The sequence below is a fragment of the Anabaena sp. TISTR 8404 genome (assembly GCF_056847745.1).
On the sequence record NZ_CP180578.1, the window covers coordinates 1,337,192 to 1,362,149 of the forward strand.

Genomic DNA, 24,958 nt, shown 5'->3' on the forward strand with positions numbered 1-24,958 from the left:
TACTCCTATGTCTGCAAATAAGACAGACAAAATATTGCGTTGGTTGATAGGTACGACAGTTATATTCGCGATCGCACTGAATATAATTGTTTTTGCTGCCTCCAATAAACAGGAGTTATCAATTCCGCAGCAAATGCAATATAGAACGCAAGCATTAACAACAACTGCAATCATGTTTTTAGGATTGGCAGTCATGATTAATGCCTATTATGCAGGTAAACGTGCAGAGGCAATGCAGAAAAATGCGATCGCCTCGGAAAAGAATGTCGAAGTGAGTATGCAAAATGCTCAAATTTCTCAAGATAGGTTGATTGCAGACAGATTTATGGCTGCGATCACGCAACTAGGTCATAAAAGAATTGAAACTCGCATCGGTGCAATTTATGTTCTAGAACGCATTGCTCAGGATTTTCCCAAAGAACACTGGACAATTATGGAAATCCTCGCGGCTTTTGTGCGGGAGAATACAGGGATTAAAACAGAAGCCGAACTCATCAAAGAAGATTCACAACCAATATATTGGGGTAAACCAAAAAGTCGGGCGCTGACTACAAAACACGAAGAACTTAATAGCAATGAAGAAGCCCCCAAAATTCGCCGGGATGTACAAGCCGCACTGACAATCATTGGTAGGCGTAATTCTTTATTAGAGTTGGAAAGTCAAAAACTAGATTTACGTAACATAGATATCAGGCGAGCAGATCTACTAGGAGCCAATTTAGAAAGAGCAGATTTACGCGGTGCTGACCTTTCCGGAGCAGATTTGCGCGGTTCTAACTTGTCTGGCGCGAACCTGAACTGTGCAAAACTAACTCGCTCAATTCTCTATGAAACCAATTTACTAAAAGCGAATTTACGGGAAGCCAACTTACAAGGGGCTAACTTAAATCGAGCAAACCTTTGTGGGGCAAACTTGCGTGCGGCTAATCTTCAAAACGCAAGTCTGCGTACAGCCAACTTGCAAGGAGCAAATCTTTATAAAGCCAACTTACAAGGGGCAACATTGAAAGTTGCTAACCTTTCCGGCGCAAAGCTGTTTTTGGCTAATTTACAAGGGGCAAAGTTGGGTAAAGCTAATTTACATCTAGCTGGACTAATTGGCGCTAACTTGCAAGGAGCCAATTTGAATGGCGCTAACCTTTCTGGAGCAAATTTAAATGCTGCCAAACTCCAACAAACAGAAGTCTTCTTTGCCAACCTCACCGAGGCGAGTTTAACAGAAGCTGATTTACATCAAGCCAACCTCATGGGAGCTAACTTGAATCGGGCAATTTTATATGAAGCCAACTTGGCTGGCGCTAACCTCATCGGTGCGAATTTATATGGCACAAACCTGTGTGATGTCAAACTTGAAGGCGCAATTCTCACCGGGGTAAAAAATTTAGACTCTCAACAGATTGGCATGGCAGTAGGCGATCGCACAACCCGTCTACCTGATGATATTGAAGCCCCCACACACTGGCGACAATCGAGTTAGAAAACAGAAGAATAAAACTTCATACTTCATATGGAGAAACTCTTAAAAATCTCAAAAATTATTGATACCTGTACTGAATTTATCGGTCGATTTACCAGTTGGCTAGTGCTAGTCATGGTCATACTTGGGGTATGGAATGTTGTCGGGCGATATTTGGGGCGATTTAGTGGCAGTAACCTCACTTCCAACGCTTATATAGAAGCTCAATGGTATATTTTCGATTTAGTGTTTTTGCTGGGGGCAGCTTACACTCTCAAGCACAATGAACACGTCCGCGTCGATATTTTTTATAGTAATTGGCAACGTCGGCGCAAAGCCTTGGCAGACTTGATAGGTACAGTATTTTTCCTGATTCCCTTCTGCGTGATGGTGATAATTTTTTCCTGGGATACAATCATTGCTTCTTGGCAGATTCAGGAAAATTCCCCTGATCCTGGTGGTTTACCGCGCTACCCAATTAAAGCGATGATTATTGTCGCTTTTGTATTGCTCATTTTTCAGGGAATTTCTCAGGCAATTAAAAACTGGGCAATTCTCCAAGGCAGGCTAGAAGTTGGGGAGGAACAACGTGACACTGGCTTATGAATGGCTGGGGCCAATGATGTTTGCGGGTGCTTTAGTGTTGTTATCTCTGGGATATCCCGTAGCATTTTCGCTGGGTGGTGTGGCGATTTTATTTGGCTTATTGGGAATTAGTTTGGATGTATTTGACCCGATATTTCTCACCGCTATGCCCCAGCGGATTTTTGGCATTATGGCTAATTACACCCTCTTAGCTATCCCTTACTTTATCTTTCTTGGGTCAATGCTGGAGAAATCTGGCATAGCAGAACGGCTGTTAGAAACGATGGGGATTTTGTTGGGACGCTTGCGGGGTGGACTGGCGTTAGCGGTGGTGTTGGTGGGAGCGCTGCTGGCTGCAACTACAGGTGTGGTAGCCGCCACAGTGGTAGCGATGGGTTTGATTTCTCTGCCAATTATGCTGCGCTACGGCTACAACAAACAATTAGCTACGGGTGTGATTGCAGCATCAGGAACTCTCGGCCAAATTATTCCGCCGAGTGTGGTTTTGGTAGTTTTAGGCGACCAACTCGGTGTATCTGTAGGAGATTTGTTTATTGGTTCGGTGATTCCCGGCTTGATGATGGCAGGTGCTTTTGCGATCCATGTGCTAATTGTGGCATTTTTACAACCAGATGCCGCACCAGCTTTGCCTGCGGAAGTTCGGGAAATTGGCGGTAAAGCTTTGGGAACAAGGGTAATGCAGGTGATGTTGCCGCCTTTAATCGTGATTTTACTGGTATTAGGTAGTATCTTTTTTGGCATTGCCACCCCAACAGAAGCAGGTGCAGTTGGTTGTGTAGGTGCGATCGCATTGGCTGCGGCTAACCGTCAACTTACTTTGGCATCTCTGCGTCAAGTCTGTGATACTACTTTGCGAATCACCTGTATGGTGATGTTTATTTTGTTTGGTTCGACAGCTTTTAGTTTGGTATTCCGGGGATTAAATGGCGATCAATTTATGTTTGATGTCCTCGCCAATCTTCCTGGCGGTAAAGTCGGCTTTTTAGCCGTCAGTATGGTTGTGGTGTTTATCCTTGGTTTCTTTATTGACTTTTTTGAGATTGCTTTTATTGTGATACCGTTGTTTGTACCAGTGGCCCAGCAGTTAGGTATTGATTTAGTTTGGTATGGTGTAGTGCTAGGTGCAAATCTGCAAACTTCATTTTTAACACCACCTTTTGGCTTTGCTTTATTTTATCTGCGCGGTGTTGCACCTCCAGAAGTTACCACATCTGATATTTATCGTGGTGTCATACCATTTATTCTGCTTCAGTTGTTGGTTGTATTGTTAATTATTGTATTCCCGCAAATTGTCAGTTTTTTACCTTCTTTGGGAAGTTAACATCGTGTAGAGACGTTGTATTGCAACGCCTCTATTATTTAGGCTTTAGCAGCACCTTCCGGGTTTCTAGATTTCTGCACCAAAATGCTGTGTAAGGTCTGCAATAAATCTTTAGTTGTATACGGCTTAGGAATAAATTTCTTCACTCCCGGCATTTTTGTTAATTTACCACTAGCTGCTAGACCGCTAACAGCAACAATCTTGACTTGGGAATTCATTTTTTGCAGCGCACTAATAGCAGTAGCACCGTCCATTGATGGCATCATCATATCCATCAACACTAAGCTAATTTCGTCTTCGTGTTGAGCATAAAGTGCGATCGCTTCAATCCCATTACTCGCTGTTAAAACTCTGTAGTTGTAAGCTTCTAAAGAAATTTTGGTAGTTTCTAAAATTCCACTTTCGTCATCAACTACTAAAATTAATTCTCCGTTACCTTTGAGCAATTCTAAATCTTCCCCTAGTGATGTTTTGGCGACTTCCACTGCTGGCAAGAAAACTTTAAATTCACTACCTTTACCAACTTGACTGGAGACATTCACAAAACCACCGTGACTTTGGATGATACCTCTGACGGTAGACAGACCCAATCCCGTACCTTTACCAATGTCTTTGGTGGTGAAAAACGGCTCAAAGATTCTATCAATAATCTCTGGTTGCATCCCCACACCTGTATCTGCAACAGTCATCACAATGTAAGCGCCAACACGAGCATCCAAATTCATTCGCGCATACTGTTCATCGATGAAAAGATTTTCAGCAGATATCTTGATATGACCGCCTCTAGGCATAGCATCACGAGCATTCACTACTAAATTCATCAGTAGTTGATGTAGGTGTGTAGCATCTCCAATCACCGCCCAAAGTCCCGGCTGAACATTTGCTACCAATTCAATCGATTTGGGAAAGGTCTCTTGAACAATTTGCTGAATTTCTGAGAACAAATGGCTCACTTGCACAATGCTACGCTGACCATCAACTCCCCGCGCAAACTGCAAGACTTGCTTGACCAAAGCTGCCCCACGTTTAGAATTATTTTCGATGGTTTTTAACATCTGCTGATTGCGCTCGTTAGTATTGGGCATTTTGAGTTGCAGCAGTTGTGCGGCTGTCAAAATCGGAGTCAGGATATTGTTCAAGTCGTGGGCGATACCACTCGCTAGTGTGCCGATACTTTCTAGACGTTGAGCGCGGAGAATTTGACTTTCTAAATGTTTTTTTTCTGTAATATCAGTATTGATGGTCAAAATTGATTTAGCTTCACCGTTGCGATCGCACATTAATGTCCAACGACTAGCAACAATCACCTCTTGTCCTTGTTTGTTAACTTGTTTTAATTCCCCTTGCCAAAAGCCAGATTCAGCTATATTTGCATAAATATTTTCAATTTGCGATAAAGTTTCTGGTGGGTACAAAATTTGATTGACATTTTGTCCCATTACTTCTATTGCTTTCCAGCCATATAAATGTTCAGCGCCTTGGTTCCAATAACAAATTTGATTATCAAAATCTTTAACAATAATTGCATCGCTAGTAATATCTAACAAAGCCGCTTGTTCGCGGATTTTTTCTTCGACTTGCAAACGTTCTGCAATTTCGGTTTCTAACCGCAGATTTTGCTCTTGCAGTGTTTTGGTAAGAGTTCGCAACTTGAGATGCAGTTGAATTCTGGCTAATACTTCTTGGTGCTGAAGTGGTTTGGTGAGGTAATCAACTGCACCTAAATCAAAACCTTTAACTTTATCTATGGTTTCTGAAAGTGCAGTCATGAAAATCACAGGAATATCTTGGGTTGATTCGTTGGCTTTCAGACGACGACAAGTTTCAAAGCCGTCGATTCCCGGCATGAGGATATCTAACAAAATTAAGTCTGGTGTACCGTATTCTGCTATAGAAATTGCGCTTTCACCGTCTTCAGCAATCAACACCGTAAATCCGGCTTTGCCTAAAAAATCAAATAGCATTTCCAAATTGATGGGAGTGTCATCAACAATTAAAATGACACCAGATTTAGTAAACTCATTTTTCATAAAGCCTCAGAATACTTTTGGAGAAACTCCAAGATTTGTTTTCTTTTAAAACCTTTAGCCAGTTGATATAAACAAGAGGCAAAAGGCTCTAACTCCTCATCTCGTTCTTCTAATTTTAGCGATCGTTCCGCAATACTTCTTAAATCACCCCGCATAGCCAAATCTAGCAAAATTGCCAATTCTTCTGCTGAAGGAGGCACAATCGAAGCCTGAGATGTCAAGTCTAAAATATTCATTTGACTTTTGTGTTCATCCTTCATCTTTCTTACCTTCTCTTCATAGATCCATTCCAATCCCAAGTGAACTTGTAACTTTTCTAAAAGTTCGGCTTTTTGGATAGGTTTCGGCAGAAAGTCATCACATCCTACTTTTCGGCTTTCTTGTTGATCAAATTCAAAAACACTAGCTGAGACAGCAATTACTATTACTTCCTTCAAGTTTGGTAACAATCTCAAGCGACGGGTAGCTTCAAAACCATCCATTCCTGTCATGACTAAATCCAGTAAAATTAAGTCTGGCTGAAATTCAGGCACTTTATGCAGACAGTCTAAGCCATCACTTGCTTCCAAAATCTCAAAACCCAAAGGCTCTAAAATATTGACCAATACCGAACGATTTTCCCATTTATCATCTACAATTAAAATCTTGCGTTTAGAGCCTAAAAAACCAATAATTGTCAGTTCATTAATAGCAATATTTGTCTGTTGATGAACTTCTGGTAATTCCAAATCTAACCAAAAAACACTGCCTTTACCCAGTTCACTTTTAACATATAATTCGCCACCCATCATCTGAACCAATTGACGGCTAATTGTCAAGCCCAATCCGGTTCCTTCAGTCTTAAGACTATCCTCACCCACTTGTTTGAACGGCAGAAATATGTCTTCTAATTGCTCCTGAGCAATGCCAATTCCTGTGTCTTCTACTAAAAAACGAATTTTCAGTTGTTGAGATTGGCTGGCAATTTTTTCTGCATCTAATATCCAGTCTCCATTCTGGGTTACATAGCCTACTTTAAAAGTTATATTACCTTTTTTTGTAAACTTAACGGCATTACTTAATAAATTGATTAAAACTTGACGTAAACGTTTTTCATCACCATAAACTAGCCTGGGCAAAGGATGAACAGGTTGATAAACTAAGGCTATTCCCTTTATTTCTGCACGTAGCCGACAAATTTCTGCAATACCTTCTAAAAACACCGGAAAATTAAACTCTTTAAGATAAAGCTCCATTTTCCGAGCTTCAATTTTAGAAATATCTAAAATATCATTAATTAATGTGAGCAGATGTTCACCACATTGATGAATAATATTTACGCCATTTCTTTGTTGGCTAGTCAAAGATGTATCTGTTTTAAATATTTGAGTATAACCCAAAATACCATTTAAAGGTGTACGCAGTTCGTGACTCATGTTAGCGAGAAATTCACTTTTAGCACGGTTAGCAGATGCGGCTGCTTCTTCGGCTCTTTGTCGTTCCTGAATTTCTTGTTGTAATTGTAAATTTTTAGCTTGTAATTCTAGGGTGCGTTCGTTAACTTTTGTTTCTAATGTCCGATTATATTTTTCTAAATCATTATAAAGACGAGCATTTTCTAAGGAAATGGCAGCTTGAGATGATAAAAGATGTAAAACTTCTAATCGTTCTGGTGTAAATGCCCCAGCAATTAATTTATTTTCTAAGTAAAGAATACCAACCAATTTACCCTGATGAATAATCGGGCTACATAAAATAGATTTTGGTTGCTGTTCAAGAATATAGTTATCTGTTGTAAATACTCCCTCACAGGTAGCATCGTTGAGTACTACATTTTCCCAAGTCCGCTGCACATAATTAATTATCGAGACTGGTAATTGCTGACTCGATTCTACAGGAGTTAATTGTCGCACATTGATTTCAGTGTTACCAAAGCTACCTGATGCTTCGATAAATAAATTTTCTGCTTGAGCTAAAATTAAACATCCTGTTTCTGCACCAGCATTCTCTAGCAAAATTTGCATTAATTTAGCTAGTAATTTCTCTAAAACAATTTCGCCAGAAAGAGCTTGCGAGGCTTTCATCACTGTTGCTAAATCTAAAGCTCCACTCATATTTTTGTTTAATGAGTGGATAATGCGGTTTTTTTCTGAATTGTGCGTTTTTTGTTCCGACAGCCGCGCGAAAATTTGGGGATATGTGACTTCTAAATCTCTCAGTTTTGCGATCGCGCCCCAGTTACTATATCCATAGTAAGCGTCTGTCAGATAAATCTGAGCTACCTTTTCTCTACCACATTCAAAATAAAACTTTGCTGCTAGTTCATTGGCGAGAGCTTCTTCTTGGATATATCCTTGCTCCTTAGCTTTAGCAATAGCTTTGTCATAATATTCCATTGCTTGCCAATATTGACCTAATACTCGCGCTTTTTCAGCCTCTACAAGCTCATATTTATGCTGAAAGTTCATGGGTGCATGGCTTGCCCATTTTTGCATTTTTTGTTGATTAATTTCTAATTTATTGAGAATCAATTCTTGCTGTACAGATGAAGTCGATGGATATATTGCCAGTTGTGCTAGAGAAGCGTAGAAATAAAATAATGGCACATTTAACCATCCTGTTACTCCATCTAAATACTGTTCTGCTTGGATAGCATTTTCTACAGCTTGCTCAAACTCACCAAATAGATAACATAGAATTAATTTATTGAGAAATACATAGTGAGTTACTGTGCGCTCATTTGATTGGATGTGCAGTGGCAATAATTGCGCTTCATTGTAAGCTTCACCAATTAATAGGCAAGGGTTTTCAGATAAGCCGATTAAATTCAAAACTGCTTGGTGAAATACTTGATGCCATTTCAGCGCAGTCTCTTGATGAATTTGCGCGATCGCATTACTATATCTTGCCATTTCTTGTTCTAGGCTTTTTAATTCTGCACCACTCCAGTATGAATATTGACACTTATTACTAGCAGAATATCCTGTATGTACTAAATCCCCAGAGTCTAATCCACTCAAGTAAGCATCTTCTAAAAGTGGCAAAGTATCTCTAACATGATGTTTCCAATGAATTATGAAAGTTGCAACTTTAAATAAAACTTGGCTTCTAACTTCATAAGTATCCAAACGCTCTAATAAATTTAAAGCTAATTTTCCGATTTGATAAGCAGCTTCAATATCTTGCGATAACCCGCTAAAAACTATTCCATAATCAGCAAAACCACTAGCTGAAAACGGCGTATTTCCATTGTGAATAGATAAATTTACTTCCTGACAAGCCATTAAAATAAATAATGCAGGTGCAGATTGATAAGCAGCAGGAACTAAAGTAGCTATCAGCCTCATAGCAGCTAGTTTGTGAGGATTTGTCATTGAAGGCAAATTAATTAAATCTTCTATTCCTTTACCTGCTAAACTATTAGTGGTTGCTTGAATAGCCTGCTGAATATCTAACTCAGTTGGTGATTGGTTAATTTGTACTCCCAACATCTCTAGAACTTGTAAACCAAGCTGCACTGCTTCAATTAATTTTCTTTGCACTTCACAACTTTTAATCCGCAACTCATAAACTTTCACTTTTTCCAGTTGCGTTTTAGCTTGTTGCAGCACTACTTCAGCTAATAACTCCATTTGCTCAAAGTCACCATTCAGAAATGCCGCTTCTGCTGCTTCCTGATGCACTGTCAATATCAGTTCATATTGCTGATTCCAGCTAGAAGTTGTCAGCAGGCTCAAAGCTATTTTTAAATAGCGCATAGCAGATTCATAGGCTGCTGCTGTTTTTGCTTTCTGTCCAGCTATCAGATTCAGTTCTGCTAACTCATATCTGTCCGACTCTGAAGTTAGTAAATCAATGCCATAATTTAGGTGATTGATTAAATAAAAAATATTTTCTTTTCGCTCTTCAACTGAAGTATTTTGTAAAAGTAATTGACCAATTTTGAAATGAGTTTCTTTTTTTTGGATATCGGGAATCAGAAAATAAGATGCCTGTTGTACACGGTCATGTAAGAATTTGTATGTTATTGTGTGTTGTGGTGTGTCAGTTAATAATTGTGCTTCTCCTTCCTGTTCACTAAACACCAGAGGTATTTTATAAGATGAGTTTAAAGGTAAAATTAATCCTGCTTGTAAAGCTTCCCAGAGTTCTTGTGCTGTTTCTGAGAACGATTTCTGGTTAACAATACTCAAAACATCTAAAGTAAATTTATCTCCGATACAGGCTGCTAACTGTAATACTTTCTGTGTGGTTAGTGATAGTTTTTGAATTTGATTAACCATCAAATCAACAACGTTATCGGTAATTTCAATATCTCTTATTAGTGCAATATTCCATTGCCAATAACCTGTATCAAAATTAAAAAATAACAAGTTATCTTGGTGAAGAGATTTGAGGAGTTGAGTAACAAAAAATGGATTGCCTTGCGTTTTTTGAAACACTAAATTAGCTAACTCATGTGAATCTTTTGGGAAACTACGCAGGGTATCACTAACTAATTGCTGGACATGGAAAATCTGCAAAGGCTGGAGAACAATATTGTTGATATTTGCGCCAGATTTTTGTAGTTCTTCTAGAGTTAAAGTTAATGGATGAGTCGGACTTACTTCATTGTCACGATATGCACCTATGAGTAATAAATATTTATTCTCAGGGTCACTTATCAGCAGTTGAATTAACTTAAGAGAAGCTGCATCTGCCCACTGTAAGTCATCCAAAAAAATTACCGATGGATGTTCGGCTTGAGAGAATACATGAAGAAATTGTTGAAATAATCTATCAAAGCGATTTTGCGATTCATTAATTCCTAATGATTGTATTTGTGGTTGAGAACCAATAATTTTTTCAACATCAGGTATCACATCAATAATAACTTGACCATTGATTCCAACTGCTTCTAAAAGTTTTCTTTTCCAAGTTGTGATTTTTTCGGTGCTTTCTGTTAATATCTGCCGCATCAATTCTTGAAAAGCTTGTATTAGTGAAGCATAAGGTATATTACGTTTATACTGATCAAACTTTCCAGAAATGAAATATCCTCGTTGACGGATGATAGGTTTATGAACTTCATTGACTAACGAAGATTTACCAATTCCAGAATAACCGCTAACGAGCATTAACTCAGTTTTTCCCGAACTAACCCTCTCAAAGGCATTCATCAATTTAGCAACTTCTTTTTCCCGTCCATAAAGTTTTTGGGGAATCAAAAATTGACTAGATAAATCAAGTTGACCAATAACAAAGTCCGTAATTTCACAAGATGTTTGTAGCTGGCGTAAACATAATTCTAAATCAGCTTTTAAACCCAAGGCATTTTGATATCTTTCTTCAGCAGTTTTAGCTAATAATTTCATAATAATATTAGAAACTGCTGAAGGGATTTGAGGATTTAATGCTTGAGGTGGTTTAGGTATTTTAGCAATGTGAGAATGAATTATTTCTAATGGGTCATTGGCTGCAAAGGGAAGTTTGCCAACTAAAATTTGATACAATGTCACACCTAAAGAGTAAAAATCAGTTCGATAGTCTATTGAACGGTTCATTCTCCCAGTTTGTTCTGGTGACATATAAGCAAGACTACCTTCGAGTAAATTGAGATCATTAACTGTCTGGTTTTCTCTAGATAGGCGTGAAGCAATGCTAAAGTCTATAATTTTTATTTGATTTGTCTTGGGGTTGATTAAAATATTATGAGGTTGAATATCTTTATGAATAATATTATTTTGATGTAACTGAGATAGGATGATAGCTAATTGAATGGCTATCTGCAAAAAATTGTTTAATTCTAAATTGTTTGTGTTAATAAAATCATGAAGATTTTCTCCTGGAAAATCTTCTAAGATAAGTGCTATGCCATTTTGTGTGTTTTCTAAGGCTAGAGGTTGAATTACTCCTGCTATTGGCAAAGATTGTAGTATTTGATATTCGTATCTTATGCGGGCGATTTGTTCTATTGTGGGATACTCAGTTTTGAGAGTTTTGATAATTACTGATATTTGTTCTGATTCTTTAAAAGCCCGATAAATACAGGTATTAGTGTTATTATAGATAACTTTGATGAGATTGTAGTCGGTAAGAATAATACTCATATTTATTTTGTCACTTGCGTGAGCTAAATCTTGAACTCAGTAAGTTATTAAGGAACTATAGGAATCCGATTTGATTACTGAAAATCCTTGTGTAGGTAGAGAACAGGGAACGGGGAACAGATAAGAGGTAAGTTAGATGTGTACTGATTTCTTTCACTAATCAAATATGAGTCCTATATTGTGCTATTTATAAAATTTTTTAAATAATTTTTTAATATTTGTTGAGGTGTAGCGTATTTGCAAGATGAAGTTGATAGTTGTACAAATTTTAGGTAGGGAATACTGTTTACACTATCATCATCCTAATACATATAAACTAGTTTGATTGACCGTTTTTGTTGGTGCGATCGCATCCCTTTACAACCGTACTCAACAGTCAATTCATATCCCCACACGCTGCTATGCTTGTGTGGGGAAGATATCACTTGTTATTACTAGCAGTGACAAAATTGGCGTAGCTCAATTCGTTGACACGGTTCCAGTTATAAACTTGTTGGCGAAAGTTTTTCCATTGTTCGTAAACTTGTTTAAAGTTAGTATCCTTACTAGCGTTTTCTTCATATATCTCAATAGCAATTTGCTGTGCGGCTTGTAAAATATCTTGGCTATAAGGAGTTAGTTGCGTACCGCCAGCAATCAACCTCGAAAGTGCTGCACCATTCAACGCATCGTACTCAGTGAGCATATTCATATTGGCTTCAAAAGTGGCTGCCTTTAAAATTTGTTGATATTCTTTGGGTAACTTGTTCCAGGCATTAAGATTTACTAATACATCCAAAGATGGCCCTGGTTCCCACCAACCTGGATAGTAGTAATACTTCGCAGCTTTATGTAAACCTAGTTTCTCATCATCGTAAGGGCCTACCCACTCAGCAGCATCAATTGCACCCCGGTCGAGTGACAAATAAATTTCGCCTCCTGGTAAAACTTGCACATTCACACCCAAACGCGACATTACTTGTCCACCTAAGCCGGGAATCCGCATTTTTAAACCTTTGAGGTCGGTTACAGTTTTAATTTCTTTTTTAAACCATCCCCCCATTTGCGCCCCAGTATTGCCGGCGGGAAAATTAATAATGTTGAAATTAGTGTAGATTTTTTGAATAGCTTCTAAGCCGCCACCATGATATAACCAAGCATTTTGCTGTTGGGCATTTAAACCAAAGGGTACAGAAGTGGCGAAAGCTAAAGCCGGACTTTTACCGATGTAATAATAACTGGATGTGTGACCGCATTCTACAGTTCCAGCTTGCACAGCATCTAAAACTTGCAATCCTGGGACTAACTCTCCAGCGGCGAAGGGGGTAATTGTAAAACGGCCGTTGGTCATTTCCTTGACTCGTTGTGCCACTATTTTTGCACCGATAAAAGTCCCTAAACTTTTAGTCCAACTAGTGGCCATACGCCAGCGGACAGTTGGAAGTCCAGTTTGTACACCGGGGGATGTCGCACTCCGACTACAAGCAGCTAGGGTAGTAGCAGTTGCTGTGGCTAAAGCAGCTGTATTTAAAATTTTTCGGCGTTTCATCATGCTTGGTATGGTTAATAATTGACTGTCAAAATTGCAGTCTTTAAATTTTCACACCTTTGCGATCGCCTAACTTGAAAAAGTGCTGAGTGCTGGGTAAAAATACTAGTCTCTAGCCTAAGCGTTTCGTTTTCATTTATTTTTGTGTACACAGTTCATGATAGCTACATAGTTTTATGACAAACTCTGCAAACCAAGTTTATCCAGTCATTTGGCACAACGATTCTGTATCGCTAATTGATCAAACCCGCTTACCTAGTGAGTACGCCTTTGTGGAAATTCATCGTAGTGAAGAAATGGCACAGGCGATTAAAACTATGATAGTGCGGGGTGCGCCAGCTATTGGTGTGGCTGCGGCTTATGGGATGTATCTTGGCGCGAGAGAAATTACAACCAGCGAACGCACTGAATTCTTAAACCAATTAGAAATTGTCGCGCAATTATTACGTTCTACTCGTCCCACAGCGGTAAACTTGTTCTGGGCAATTAGCCGGATGTTAAAAACTGCCTACGCGACTGAGGGAACTGTTGAAGATATCAAACAAGTTTTATTCCAAACAGCCCAAGCTATTAATAGTGAAGATTTGCAAACTTGTCAGGCGATGGGCGATCATGGTTTAACTGTGTTGCCTAAAACTCCCGAAAAGCTAACTCTACTAACTCACTGTAATGCAGGCGCTTTAGCAACGGCGGGTTATGGTACCGCCTTGGGAGTGGTGCGTTCTGCTTGGCGCGAAGGGCGGTTAGAACGTGTGTTTGCTGATGAAACCCGTCCCCGGTTGCAAGGTGCAAAACTTACAGCTTGGGAATGTGTGCAGGAAGGAATTCCGGTGACAGTGATTACTGATAATATGGCAGCCCATTGTATGCAACGGGGTTTGATTCACGCTGTAGTTGTGGGGGCTGACAGGATTGCAGCGAATGGTGACACAGCGAATAAAATTGGGACATATAGTTTAGCGATCGTTGCCAAAGCGCACAATATACCTTTCTTTGTCGCCGCACCTTTTTCGACTGTTGATTTTGCCTTATCTCATGGAAGCCAAATCCCCATTGAAGAACGTCACCCAGAGGAAATTTATCAAGTTGGTGACACAAAACTGACACCTGAAGGTGTGGAATTTTACAACCCTGCTTTTGATGTCACCCCAGCCGAGTTAATCACAGCCATAATTACAGAAAACGGGGCATTTGCACCTGGTGATTTATCTAAGTACCAGTTAAAACAGTGTTTTAACTAGCTATCATCACTGTTTTTATGCCAATTGCAAATCAGCCTCGGTGGATAAAATATCAGATTAAAACAAACCAAAATTCACACCGACGCAAAAGCCTGCTTTCTCATATATTTATGGCAGGCATTTTTTTCAGCAGTCTTTGCCCTTTCCTACCAACACCCGCCGCTGGTCAAGTTCCTTTATCTCAATCAAAAACTAACAGCCTTGGTCAGCAACTTTTACAAGAAGTCTCAAAATGTGCTGAGACTAAAACTTATCATCAACAGCCAATTGATCAAGCCGAATCAGAAGCTATTGCTACGAAGTGTGCTTTACAAATTCTTACTTTAGGTTCAAATGGAGAATTTCGTCCTGATGCTTTTGATCGTGTTGCAGCTTTTATGGAAGCAGTTGGTGTGAAACTCCCGCAAAGCATTGGTCAAGGACAAGCCAACATAAGACTGAAATTAGATAGTGAGAGTTCTGTGTTTAGAATTCCCGTCCGCATTGGTAGAAAAACTCAAACTTTTATCTTAGATACTGGTAGCGGTCAAACAATTATCAATACTCAACTTGCTCAACAATTAGCACTGAATAGTAAACCTATTCCTAATGAACTTTTGGAATATAAACCAGTCATTGGCAATAACTTCAAGAACCTGGAAGTTAAGACTCATTTCTTACCAGTTTTAGGTGTCAACTCTGCCACTGTTTCTGGGATTTACGGCTTAGAATTACCTACACAAGCATTACCAAAGGATATATCTGGAGTTTTAGGATTAGATTTTCTGAGCAAATTCGATGTTGTACTCAATCCGAAAACACAACAATTACAACTTTTGCCACCTTCTGAGTCTGTTGCTGGTGTTATCCCTTTAAAAGGCAGCTTTGGGATTTTGACTGCCCAAGTTTATCTTAACGGTCAAGGGCCTTTTACCTTTGCTGTGGATACAGGAGCGTATACAATAGCAGTTTCTAAATATGTAGCTCAAAAATTAGGAATTGACGATCGCAACGCCCCAACAGCAGAAATCTTTGGTTTGGGTGGACATGAAACAGTCAAAAAAATTAAATTGAATCAACTTCAAATTCAGCAACATCAAGCAACTGAAATTGATGCTGTTATTGTCGCGCAAAGTAAAATTTTAAAACTTCCAGGTGTAGAAGGTATTATCGGTCAAAACTTCCTTAATAGATATCAACAACATTGGCGTTTTAACAAGCCAAATGCACTCGGAGTTGTGGAATCGGGAAGTTTAGTTTTACAGCCTTTCTGAATAGAGTAAAGTAAATCTTGATAGAGAGACTAAAGGATAATGTTGTTTACCTACAGCGTATTTTGGGTAAATGAGGTACAAGCGTAAAACCCAAAATTATGTAGAGATGTTACATGTAACGTCTCTACTTTCTGTAAACTTAGTTGATATTATCTCATTAATTCTTCACAATCATTTTACCCATGAACAATCTTAGCTTAATAACTGGATTCATTATTTGTCTGATTTGGATTACCGGTTGTACTAATTCCTCTACAAAAGTTAACAAAGAAACCCCTACAAATAATTCTGAACAGACTAACTCTGAAATTACGCAGATTCCTACCAAAAACTCAGCAGTTACCGCATCTTTGCAAGCAACTCCAACAACAGAGGTTTCTCCGTCACAAAATCCAGAAACATCTACAACTGTCCTACCAACCATTGGTACAGTGAAAGAACTAGTCAACGGTGATTTATTGTGTTATGCCACATTAACTGATGAACAAGAAATTGAACATCATGTAGGTGCATCTTTTGAGATTTGTGCAGAATCGGCAAAATTTTTAAACAAAAAAGTTCATGCATCTTACACAATTGAATCGGTAAGTGATTGTCAAAGTGCTGAACCATGTGGCAAAACTAAAAAAGAATCAATCATTACCAAGATGGAAGTTTTGAGTGAGTAAAAAATCTTTCTAAGCAAAGATATAAAACTAATAATTTGAATTCTATTGCTCAGGAAATATTCTATCTCCAGTAATAGAATCAAATACAAATAACTGACTTAAATCTAATTGGAGATATAGGCGATCGCCTGAATTTATCCGTACATTTCCACCTATTTGAACATTCAATAACACTGTCGAATTAGGTAAACTCGCACGAATTAAAGTTTCCCTTCCCAACGGCTCAACTACTTTTACTTCTACTAAAAGTGCTGTTAGCGGTAGCGGGGCGTTTAGCCCTTGCTGAGTATCCAGTGCTGAGTCATTAGTAATTGTGATATGTTCTGGACGAATGCCTAAATCAAAATTTTGACCTGGACGCAGTTGTAATTTCTCCTGTATAAAAGCAGGAACTGTTATTAGTTGTTCACCAACATCAAAACCATTATTGGTATATTTTGCTGGCAATATATTCATTGGTGGACTACCTAAAAAAGTTGCCACCATTAGATTAGCTGGACGTGCGTAAATGCTTTGGGGATCGCCAATTTGTTGAATTCGTCCCCGGTTTAGCACAACAATTTTATCAGCTAAGGTCATTGCCTCAACTTGGTCGTGAGTAACATAAACAGTTGTAATTCCCAATTCTTGATGCAGTTGTTTTAATTCGGCTCTGGTGTCATCGCGTAATTGAGCATCTAAATTAGATAAAGGTTCATCTAATAAAAAGACTTGAGGTTCACGAGCGATCGCTCTCCCTAATGCTACCCGTTGTTGTTGCCCACCAGAAAGTTGTTTGGGTTTGCGATCTAATAGATGTTCCAAAGAAAGCGATCGCGCTACATTCACTACCCGTTCTTGAATAATCTTCGCGTCCACCTTCCGCATTTGCAAGCCAAAGGCGATATTTTGCGCCACCGTCATGTGCGGGTAAAGGGCGTAGTTTTGAAACACCATCGCCACATCCCGCTGTCTAGCTGGGATGTTATTCATTAAGCGATCGCCTATAAACAGTTTGCCAGAAGTGGCAGTTTCTAGACCTGCGATCGTCCGCAAAATTGTCGATTTCCCGCAACCCGACGGCCCGACTAACACCCAAAACTCGCCATCGGGAATTTCAAAGGTAATATCTTCGATTGCGGTAACGTTGTTAAATCGACGTTTAATATCTTCTAGACGTACTTTAGCCATTATTCAATCTGATATTTTGAATTTGCAATTGCTGGGAATACTACCCTATTTTTTCATTACAGCAATACTATAAATTCCTCCCTAGTAAGTTCGGCATCTCGTAGTATTTTTCGTAGCAATCCTCTACCAATTGTTTTACCAGTATGGACAGGAATAGTAACTAAACGTCCATCTTCATGTTCCATTTGCACATGGCTGCCTTTTTAGCGCACCTCTTGGAATCCTACTTTTTCTAGTGCCTTAATAACTGTTTTACCAGTTAGGCTTGGTAGTTTTGGCATTAAATTACTACTTTTTGAATACCTACAAACTCTGGGATTGTGTCATCACTTTCTTTTTCTAGACAAAGTTCAATGACTTCTTTAATATTTGCCATCAACTCATCAATTGTTTCTCCTTGACTGTAACAGGCTTTTAGCTGCGGGACTTCTCCGACATAATAGCCATCTTCATCCCGTTCAATAATGACGTAGAATTCGCGTTTGATGTTATTCAGCATAATTTAGTTTTACAAGTCTATTAATTTCATACTTCACACTTCACACTTCACACTTCCTTTGTCCACGCTGGATGAGCAAATAAAGACGCAATGACCCGCACTCCTCGCAGTTGATTGGATAAAGGTAAATGTCCCTTCGGCGCACTTAAATCCCAAATAAATCCATTGGGGTAGCGTGTCCAGTTATTACCATCTTTCCAGGCAATTTTCGGCCAGAAACTATCCCAATTTTTGCCGAGACTTAGCCAAATTTCCCGCTGTACGGAAAAGCCAAATTTCCCTTCGGAGTGAACTAACCACAAATTGTTAATGGTGTGTAAGTCAGTCACCGGAAAATTATCAACTTCCGTAAAATACAGCCATTTGCGTTTGACAGCCGTTGGCCCTGCTACTTCGCACATTTTCTCAATAGTCATGCGATCGGCTGCTTGGAAGTCTTGAGCAGCAAGTAACTGTTGTAAAGGTTTGTAATTGATCCCTGCGTCTGATTTTAGAGGTACAATGCCTTCAGGAAAATTTGTTTGGAGAAATTCTCTGGCAGTAGGTGCATCAGAGTTGTAAAGGACTTGGTAAGCTTTCCCATCAATCCAAGTCGCTGGGGACTCACGACGTTTCAGCAAAAATTCCATCAACACTTCTAATCCCTCGTTACCTAAGTCGGCCAATTGTGGGATGATCTGTTGTTGGACTTGAAGAGACCCAGCGATTAAGCGTTGTCGAAGGGAGTCGATGTCATTAGCAGTGCCTGATACAATCATTGGGTCTGTCATGCCATTACTCGTGTTAGCGGTCAGTGAACAAGCGATCGCTATCAAGGGTTTTTGATAATGAAACACTGATAGCGAAAAGTAGTTTACTATTTTTGATCGTACAAAATTGCGACAGTTTCACTTAATCCCCAAATGCTGTAAAAGGGGAATAGGGGGAAAATCTGCATATTTAGGGGCGCTTAGGCTAGAGACTAAAGGCTAGAACCTAAGCAAGATGAAGGCTCAAGGTTGAAGGTGAAATTTATATTTGACATTTCATACTTCATGCTTCAAACTTCATACTTTTTATGTTTTTCTGGAGTGTTTGAACTATGTACGAAAAGATTACCCCCCCGACTAGTGGATCAAAAATCACCTTTAAAGATGGTGAGCCAGTTGTGCCTGACAATCCAATTATCCCGTTTATTCGGGGCGATGGCACAGGTATTGATATCTGGCCTGCTACCCAAAAGGTACTAGATGCGGCGGTAGCTAAGGCGTATCAGGGTAAACGCCAAATCAGTTGGTTTAAGGTTTACGCTGGCGATGAGGCTTGTGATTTATACGGGACTTATCAGTATTTACCAGAAGATACTCTCACCGCAATTAAAGAATATGGTGTAGCAATTAAAGGGCCTTTGACTACTCCAATTGGTGGTGGGATTCGTTCTTTAAACGTAGCACTACGTCAAATTTTTGACTTATATGCTTGCGTGCGTCCTTGCCGTTATTATGCTGGTACGCCTTCACCCCACAAAAACCCTGAAAAACTGGATGTAATTGTCTATCGGGAAAACACCGAGGATATTTATTTGGGAATTGAGTGGAAACAAGGTAGTGAAATAGGCTCACGCTTAATTTCTATCCTCAACAAAGAACTCATCCCCGCCACCCCAGAACACGGTAAAAAGCAAATTCCTCTTGATGCTGGTATTGGCATCAAACCTATCAGCAAAACTGGTTCTCAGCGCCTAGTACGTCGCGCTATCAAACACGCCCTACAATTGCCCAAAAACAAGCAACAGGTAACTCTGGTGCATAAGGGTAACATCATGAAGTACACCGAAGGCGCGTTCCGCGATTGGGGTTATGAACTCGCAACCACAGAGTTTCGTCAAGAATGCGTTACCGAACGGGAATCTTGGATTTTAAGCAACAAAGAAAAAAATCCTAACATTTCCTTGGAAGACAACGCCCGTCAAATTGATCCTGGATTTGATGCCCTTACCCAAGAGAAAAAAGCTCAAATTGTCAAGGAAGTGGAAACAGTTCTTAACTCAATTTGGGACAGTCACGGCAATGGCCAGTGGAAAGATAAAGTCATGGTCAATGACCGAATTGCTGACAGTATTTTTCAACAAATTCAAACCAGACCAGATGAGTATTCGATTCTGGCGACAATGAACCTCAACGGCGATTATTTGTCAGATGCAGCCGCCGCCATTGTTGGTGGTTTAGGTATGGGGCCAGGCGCGAATATTGGCGATGCGTGCGCCGTTTTTGAAGCAACTCACGGTACAGCACCCAAACACGCAGGCTTAGACAAAATTAACCCTGGTTCAGTGATTTTATCTGGCGTGATGATGTTGGAATATCTGGGTTGGCAAGAAGCCGCCGACTTAATTAAGAAAGGTTTAGGAGATGCGATCGCTAACCAAAAAGTCACCTACGATTTAGCACGATTAATGGAACCACCCGTCGAACCGCTAAAATGTTCTGAATTTGCCGACGCAATCATTCAACATTTCGGTTAATTTTATTGGGCGGGTCTTCCCCGCCCAATAACTTAATATCACGAATTATGAATTGATAACATCTCGCTACAGTTAATATTCCTTAGTTAATATTTCCTTAAAGCACTAATAGTTAGCCCTTAAACTATTTTCCGTACAGTTGTGAGGCGTAAAATCACTTTATTAACACTCATGCAACTGAATTGGTTTAAGTTGGCGCTTGTTCCGGTTGTGCTGGTGGCAACAAGCCTCCCAACAGTACAGATGGTAATGGCACAAAACATTCAAGGTATCGAAAATGGTGTCAGAGTCGAAAAGGGCAGAAGGCTCAAACATCTCTTCATTATAGATATGGAGAACCACAACTTCACCCAACCAAGTTCCGACACAAAGGCACCCAACCAAATATTCAACAATCCCGCAGCTCCGTATCAAAACAGTCTCATCACCCCTGGACATCCAAATGCTGCTCAGGTCTCTTATGCCAGTGCTTACCATAACGTACTGGCTACACCGTCCGGCAATAATCCAAGCATCCACCCGTCTGAGCCAAACTATATTTGGCAGGAAGCTGGTTCTAATTTCGGCGTGTTGAATGATAACGATCCTTTCAAAGTTCCAGGCGGCACTAACGATCCTTTCAAGAATGCTCCGGCTGGTGTCACGTACCGAAATACGACGCATCTAAGTGCTTTACTTGATCAAGCTGGTATATCTTGGAAATCCTATCAGGAAGATATTGATTTAGCCAAAAATGTTAGTGGTCAGCTAACCAGTACAGTTCTACCTCAAGACCAGTGGACTGTCCCTCTAAGCAGCTTCAGTGGTACATCACCTGATTACACCAACCCCTACAATGGTAGTCATCAATATAACTTTGCTGCCAAACACGACGGTCATCTGTTTTTCACAGACAGCAACGGCGGTAATGATCCTACACCAAACAATCCTCTAGCTAGTAAATATGCACCATTGCAACAATTAGAAGAAGACCTGGCTCATAATAAAGTTGCTAGTTATAACCTGATTACACCAGATCAATACAACGATTCACACACTGCGTTGTCTGGTGGCTTTGACTATAATGGTGTGCATTACACAGGCGATCAGGCGGCAATTGCACAGGGTGATAACTTTCTTTCTAAGATCGTGCCGATGATTATGAACTCAGCTGCTTACAAGGATGATGGCGCGATCATTATCTGGTGGGATGAGACTGAAGGTACTAACCAAAACGATTTCAGTCATACCATAGAGGAAATTGTGATCTCACCTCTAGCCAAGGGCAACGCCTATAACAGCACTATCAATTACACCCACTCATCTGATTTGAAGAGCTGGGAAGAACTCTTCGATGTCTACCCACCAGGCGGCGGATTTTTAAATGATGCAAACTCACCAGCCACCAATGACCTTTCGGATATGTTTAAGGAAGGCGCACTCACTCCAAAGGGATCGAAGAAAGACTAATCCCAGCGCACTAAAGACAGAAAATCAAATGTACTGCCTTCGATAATCGTCTCAAACCTTGAGTTTAAATGAGAGAAGGTTGAAATTAAAACGTAAAAACGTCAAACCCAAGTTTTTGTTTGTAACCAAATATTTCCTATAATGAAACGCACTACTATGGACAATAATTATATGATTCAAGTTCTCAGTTCTTGTTTGATTGACTCTACATTAGATTCTTCACAGTCTTTATTTCAAGCCTAATTGAGATGCTCTTACCCTGGTTTTCTGAGAGGCGATCGCTCACAATTTACATTAAATTAAACATCAAATATTTTCGTTGACTTTAGTTAATCAGCGCCACGAATTTTCCCGCCTTATCTCAATAATTTTACTTATAATAAATAAAGCCCTTCAGTAGTGGATAAATCATGGTTGATCAAGTTCTAATCAAAGATATTGATGATTGTAATGTACCAGATGCCAATCTACTAATAACTGAAGATGATACACCAGCGGATAACCTTGCATCTACCAAACAACAACGCCTTTTAGTGGCACAACAAGCAGAACAACGCGCTCAATTACTAGCAGAGAGATTAAAAGCTTTAGGTGTAGACCCTGATAGTATTTAACCAGTCATAATCATTTCACCTTCAAACCATAGTAGGCAATTTTTTGTAGCCTAAATCTATGACAATAAAAATTGACAACAAATTGCGTAGATTTACTGCAAAAAACTCTTATGACTCTTAACCGAAGACATTTCTTATTTTTACTAGGTGCAGGTACAGGTGCTTTTGCATTAGATTCTTTTGCATTGGCAGACAAATCACCGATTAGTCAAACACCAAGTACCAAAGGCGTAATTGAACTACCACCTTTACCCTACGCCTATGAAGCACTAGAACCACATATCGACGCTAAAACAATGCAGTTTCATCACGATAAGCATCATACGGCTTATGTGAAAAATTTGAATGCTGCGTTAGACAAACACCCAGAACTCAAAAACAAAACTGTTGAAGAACTATTACGCAAACTTGGCAAAGTTCCAGCAGATATTCGCACCGCAGTTCGCAATAATGGCGGTGGTCATGTCAACCACTCTATGTTCTGGAAAATAATGAAGCCAAATGGAGGTGGGGAACCAACAGGAGAAATAGCCACTGCAATTAATCAAAATTTTGGTAATTTTGCCGCTTTCAAAAAGCAATTTAACGAAGCTGGTGCAGCACGTTTTGGTAGTGGTTGGGTTTGGCTTGTCCGTAACAACAATGGCAAGCTAGAAATCACAACTACAGCTAATCAAGATAATCCCATTAGCGAAGGTAAATATCCCATTCTCGGCAATGATGTATGGGAACACGCCTATTATCTCAACTATCAAAACCGCCGCGCTGATTATTTAGAAGCATGGTGGAATGTGGTTAACTGGGATGAGATTAACAAGCGCTTTGCAGAAGCACGGAAATTTATTTAGATAAAGACAGTGGGGAGAAATAAAATAATTCTTATTTCTCCCTGGTATCGCAGTCATAATACCGTTGCTTTATGAAATCGTTCAATCAAATGTAAATAATTTGTAAATAAAATTACTATCTATTGATGGCTCACTTTGAGCTATTATGAAAATTTATTAAAATTTAAAAATAAATATTTATAAATAGAGTTGATGTAAATAGTATATATTTTTAGTAGAATTTCAATGATTAAATCTAGAAATCCAAAGTTAATTAAATTATTCTAAATATCTAGAATTGTTACTAGAAAAAATCTTAAACTTAGGATTCATGATTTTTAACAATTTATTAACTTCTGCAACAGGCATATATGAGCAAAGCCAGTAGTGAAACAAGTTTGTTGCAAAAGCAACTATGGCAGCGCGAAAGAAGAGCGATCGCATATTTATCCTGTTTGAACTATCGATCTGGGGAACTCTGTAGCTACCTGCATAGCATTGCCTGTGGAGTGAGCGAATTGCTAGAAGTAGATTGGTCAGTAGTAACCGTGTGCCAAAAAGGTTTTGAGAGGGTACTAGCCAGTAGCATTGATATGGGTGAAGGTGAGCATGTTTATTCACTGCATGGTTCACTCGTGGGGACTGTGATTGAAATTGGCCGCCCCTTAGCAGTGGAAAATGCCATCACTCATCCAGAGTATGGAGAAATTCCCCAAGGTTACTGTGCTTATTTGGGCATACCATTGCGGACGGCTGAAGGAAAAGTGATTGGGAGTGTTTGCTCTTTTCATCGCCAGCCACGAGAATTTACACCAGAAGAAATCCAAGTTGCAGAAATATTTGCGGAACGAGCAGCTACAGCAATTGATAATTATCATCTCTACCAACAACAGTGCCAGTTTAATCAAGCTTTAGAATCTGAGGTAGAAAAACGCACCACCGAACTAAGAGCAGCACAAGCCAAGCTTGTAGAACAAGAACGATTAGCAGCCATTGGTGAATTTGCTGCCATGATTGTGCATGAAATTCGTAATCCCTTGACCACAATGATCATGGGATTAAAGTTTTTCAAAAAAACAGTTTTAACCTCAGCAGCCAAAGAGCGATTATCCTTAGCACTAAGCGAAGCTTCTCGTTTAGAAAATCTGCTGAGTGAAATTTTACTTTACGCTAAACCGCAAGTGTTGCAATTGAGTGAATTAGATGTGAATGAATTCATTCAAGAGTTGCTGAAATTAATTTGGGAAATGCCAGAAGCACTTGCACGAAAAATCGAATTTATCCCAAGTACAGCTAAAGTCAAAATTTTAGGAGATAAAGATAAACTCAAACAAGTATTTATTAATATTGTGCGGAATGCCTGTGAAGCCGTTACTCCAGGCGATGTAATTATCTGGGAAGTAAAAAGTTTATCTCCAGGTAAAGTTGGCATTAATGTTTGCAATGGTGGTGAGTCAATTCCTCCAGAAATTCTCGCTAAACTAACTCAACCATTCTTCTCTACCAAAGTTGGTGGTACAGGGCTAGGATTGGCAATTACAAAACGCATTGTCAATGCTCATGGTGGGGAATTTTCGATTCATTCGGATGCAGCATCAGGTACTACTGTAACAGTACAATTACCTGTGGTTACTAGTTTGAAAATAGAGAGTGGTGAGACAGCGCTGCGGGAGGGTTTCCCTCCGCAGGCGACTGCGAACCCGAAGGGGGAGTAAGAAGGCAAAA

General features: G+C 39.5%; 18 protein-coding genes. 11 read left to right on the forward strand and 7 right to left on the reverse strand.

What is annotated here, in order from left to right:
* Positions 1–7: 7 nt before the first annotated feature.
* From ACMX3D_RS05725 to ACMX3D_RS05735, 3 genes are read left to right on the forward strand one after another with little or no spacing between them, the layout of a single operon-like run.
* Positions 8–1,477, forward strand: coding sequence for a pentapeptide repeat-containing protein (locus ACMX3D_RS05725; RefSeq protein WP_482750487.1), 1,470 nt, complete (start codon positions 8–10; stop codon positions 1,475–1,477).
* 30 nt (positions 1,478–1,507) lie between these two features.
* The gene (locus tag ACMX3D_RS05730) at positions 1,508–2,062 is read left to right on the forward strand and encodes a TRAP transporter small permease subunit (protein ID WP_482750488.1); all 555 of its coding nucleotides are present in this window, start codon (positions 1,508–1,510) and stop codon (positions 2,060–2,062) included.
* Positions 2,046–3,383, forward strand: a complete 1,338-nt coding sequence (locus ACMX3D_RS05735) for a TRAP transporter large permease (protein WP_482750489.1) — start codon at positions 2,046–2,048, stop codon at positions 3,381–3,383. Before ACMX3D_RS05730 ends, ACMX3D_RS05735 begins: the two co-directional genes overlap by 17 nt.
* Positions 3,384–3,421: 38 nt before the next feature.
* Here ACMX3D_RS05735 and ACMX3D_RS05740 read toward each other — a convergent pair whose 3' ends face one another.
* The 3 genes from ACMX3D_RS05740 to ACMX3D_RS05750 form a co-directional block, all read right to left on the reverse strand.
* Positions 3,422–5,413, reverse strand: coding sequence for an ATP-binding response regulator (locus tag ACMX3D_RS05740; RefSeq protein WP_482750490.1), 1,992 nt, complete (start codon positions 5,411–5,413; stop codon positions 3,422–3,424).
* Positions 5,410–11,481, reverse strand: a complete 6,072-nt coding sequence (locus ACMX3D_RS05745; RefSeq protein WP_482750491.1) for a hybrid sensor histidine kinase/response regulator — start codon at positions 11,479–11,481, stop codon at positions 5,410–5,412. The genes ACMX3D_RS05740 and ACMX3D_RS05745 overlap by 4 nt, the downstream gene beginning before the upstream one ends.
* A gap of 421 nt (positions 11,482–11,902) precedes the next feature.
* Complete coding sequence (locus tag ACMX3D_RS05750) at positions 11,903–13,009, reverse strand: TRAP transporter substrate-binding protein (RefSeq protein ID WP_482752280.1); 1,107 nt, start codon at positions 13,007–13,009, stop codon at positions 11,903–11,905.
* 176 nt (positions 13,010–13,185) lie between these two features.
* Between ACMX3D_RS05750 and mtnA the strand changes: the two genes are divergently transcribed.
* From mtnA to ACMX3D_RS05765, 3 genes are all read left to right on the forward strand, one after another.
* Positions 13,186–14,250 carry an S-methyl-5-thioribose-1-phosphate isomerase gene (mtnA, locus tag ACMX3D_RS05755; RefSeq protein ID WP_482750492.1) on the forward strand — a complete coding sequence of 355 codons (1,065 nt, stop codon included), beginning with the start codon at positions 13,186–13,188 and terminating at the stop codon, positions 14,248–14,250.
* Between the two features lie 110 nt (positions 14,251–14,360).
* Positions 14,361–15,503 (forward strand): retroviral-like aspartic protease family protein, encoded by a 1,143-nt coding sequence (locus ACMX3D_RS05760; protein WP_482750493.1) that lies wholly within the window; start codon positions 14,361–14,363, stop codon positions 15,501–15,503.
* Positions 15,504–15,685: 182 nt separating this feature from the next.
* Entirely contained in the window at positions 15,686–16,171 is a 486-nt protein-coding gene (locus ACMX3D_RS05765; protein WP_482750494.1) for a hypothetical protein, read from the forward strand.
* 42 nt (positions 16,172–16,213) lie between these two features.
* Here the strand turns inward: ACMX3D_RS05765 and ACMX3D_RS05770 are convergent, their stop codons facing one another.
* From ACMX3D_RS05770 to ACMX3D_RS05785, 4 genes are all read right to left on the reverse strand, one after another.
* Positions 16,214–17,341 carry an ABC transporter ATP-binding protein gene (locus ACMX3D_RS05770; protein ID WP_482750495.1) on the reverse strand — a complete coding sequence of 376 codons (1,128 nt, stop codon included), beginning with the start codon at positions 17,339–17,341 and terminating at the stop codon, positions 16,214–16,216.
* Positions 17,342–17,397: 56 nt separating this feature from the next.
* On the reverse strand, positions 17,398–17,532 hold the full coding sequence (locus tag ACMX3D_RS05775) for a type II toxin-antitoxin system HicA family toxin (protein ID WP_482750496.1): 135 nt from the start codon (positions 17,530–17,532) through the stop codon (positions 17,398–17,400).
* An 89-nt stretch (positions 17,533–17,621) separates the two neighbouring features.
* Positions 17,622–17,840 (reverse strand): type II toxin-antitoxin system HicB family antitoxin, encoded by a 219-nt coding sequence (locus tag ACMX3D_RS05780; RefSeq protein WP_482750497.1) that lies wholly within the window; start codon positions 17,838–17,840, stop codon positions 17,622–17,624.
* Positions 17,841–17,887: 47 nt separating this feature from the next.
* Complete coding sequence (locus ACMX3D_RS05785) at positions 17,888–18,610, reverse strand: GUN4 N-terminal ARM-like repeat domain-containing protein (RefSeq protein ID WP_482752281.1); 723 nt, start codon at positions 18,608–18,610, stop codon at positions 17,888–17,890.
* Between the two features lie 311 nt (positions 18,611–18,921).
* Here ACMX3D_RS05785 and ACMX3D_RS05790 point away from each other — a divergent pair, with 311 nt between their 5' ends.
* From ACMX3D_RS05790 to ACMX3D_RS05810, 5 genes are all read left to right on the forward strand, one after another.
* Entirely contained in the window at positions 18,922–20,343 is a 1,422-nt protein-coding gene (locus tag ACMX3D_RS05790; protein WP_482750498.1) for an NADP-dependent isocitrate dehydrogenase, read from the forward strand.
* Positions 20,344–20,514: 171 nt separating this feature from the next.
* Positions 20,515–21,792 (forward strand): alkaline phosphatase family protein, encoded by a 1,278-nt coding sequence (locus ACMX3D_RS05795; RefSeq protein WP_482750499.1) that lies wholly within the window; start codon positions 20,515–20,517, stop codon positions 21,790–21,792.
* 410 nt (positions 21,793–22,202) lie between these two features.
* Positions 22,203–22,406 (forward strand): hypothetical protein, encoded by a 204-nt coding sequence (locus ACMX3D_RS05800; RefSeq protein ID WP_482750500.1) that lies wholly within the window; start codon positions 22,203–22,205, stop codon positions 22,404–22,406.
* Between the two features lie 110 nt (positions 22,407–22,516).
* Positions 22,517–23,254, forward strand: a complete 738-nt coding sequence (locus ACMX3D_RS05805; RefSeq protein WP_482750501.1) for a superoxide dismutase — start codon at positions 22,517–22,519, stop codon at positions 23,252–23,254.
* 350 nt (positions 23,255–23,604) lie between these two features.
* The gene (locus ACMX3D_RS05810; RefSeq protein WP_482750502.1) at positions 23,605–24,948 is read left to right on the forward strand and encodes a GAF domain-containing sensor histidine kinase; all 1,344 of its coding nucleotides are present in this window, start codon (positions 23,605–23,607) and stop codon (positions 24,946–24,948) included.
* Positions 24,949–24,958: the final 10 nt, after the last annotated feature.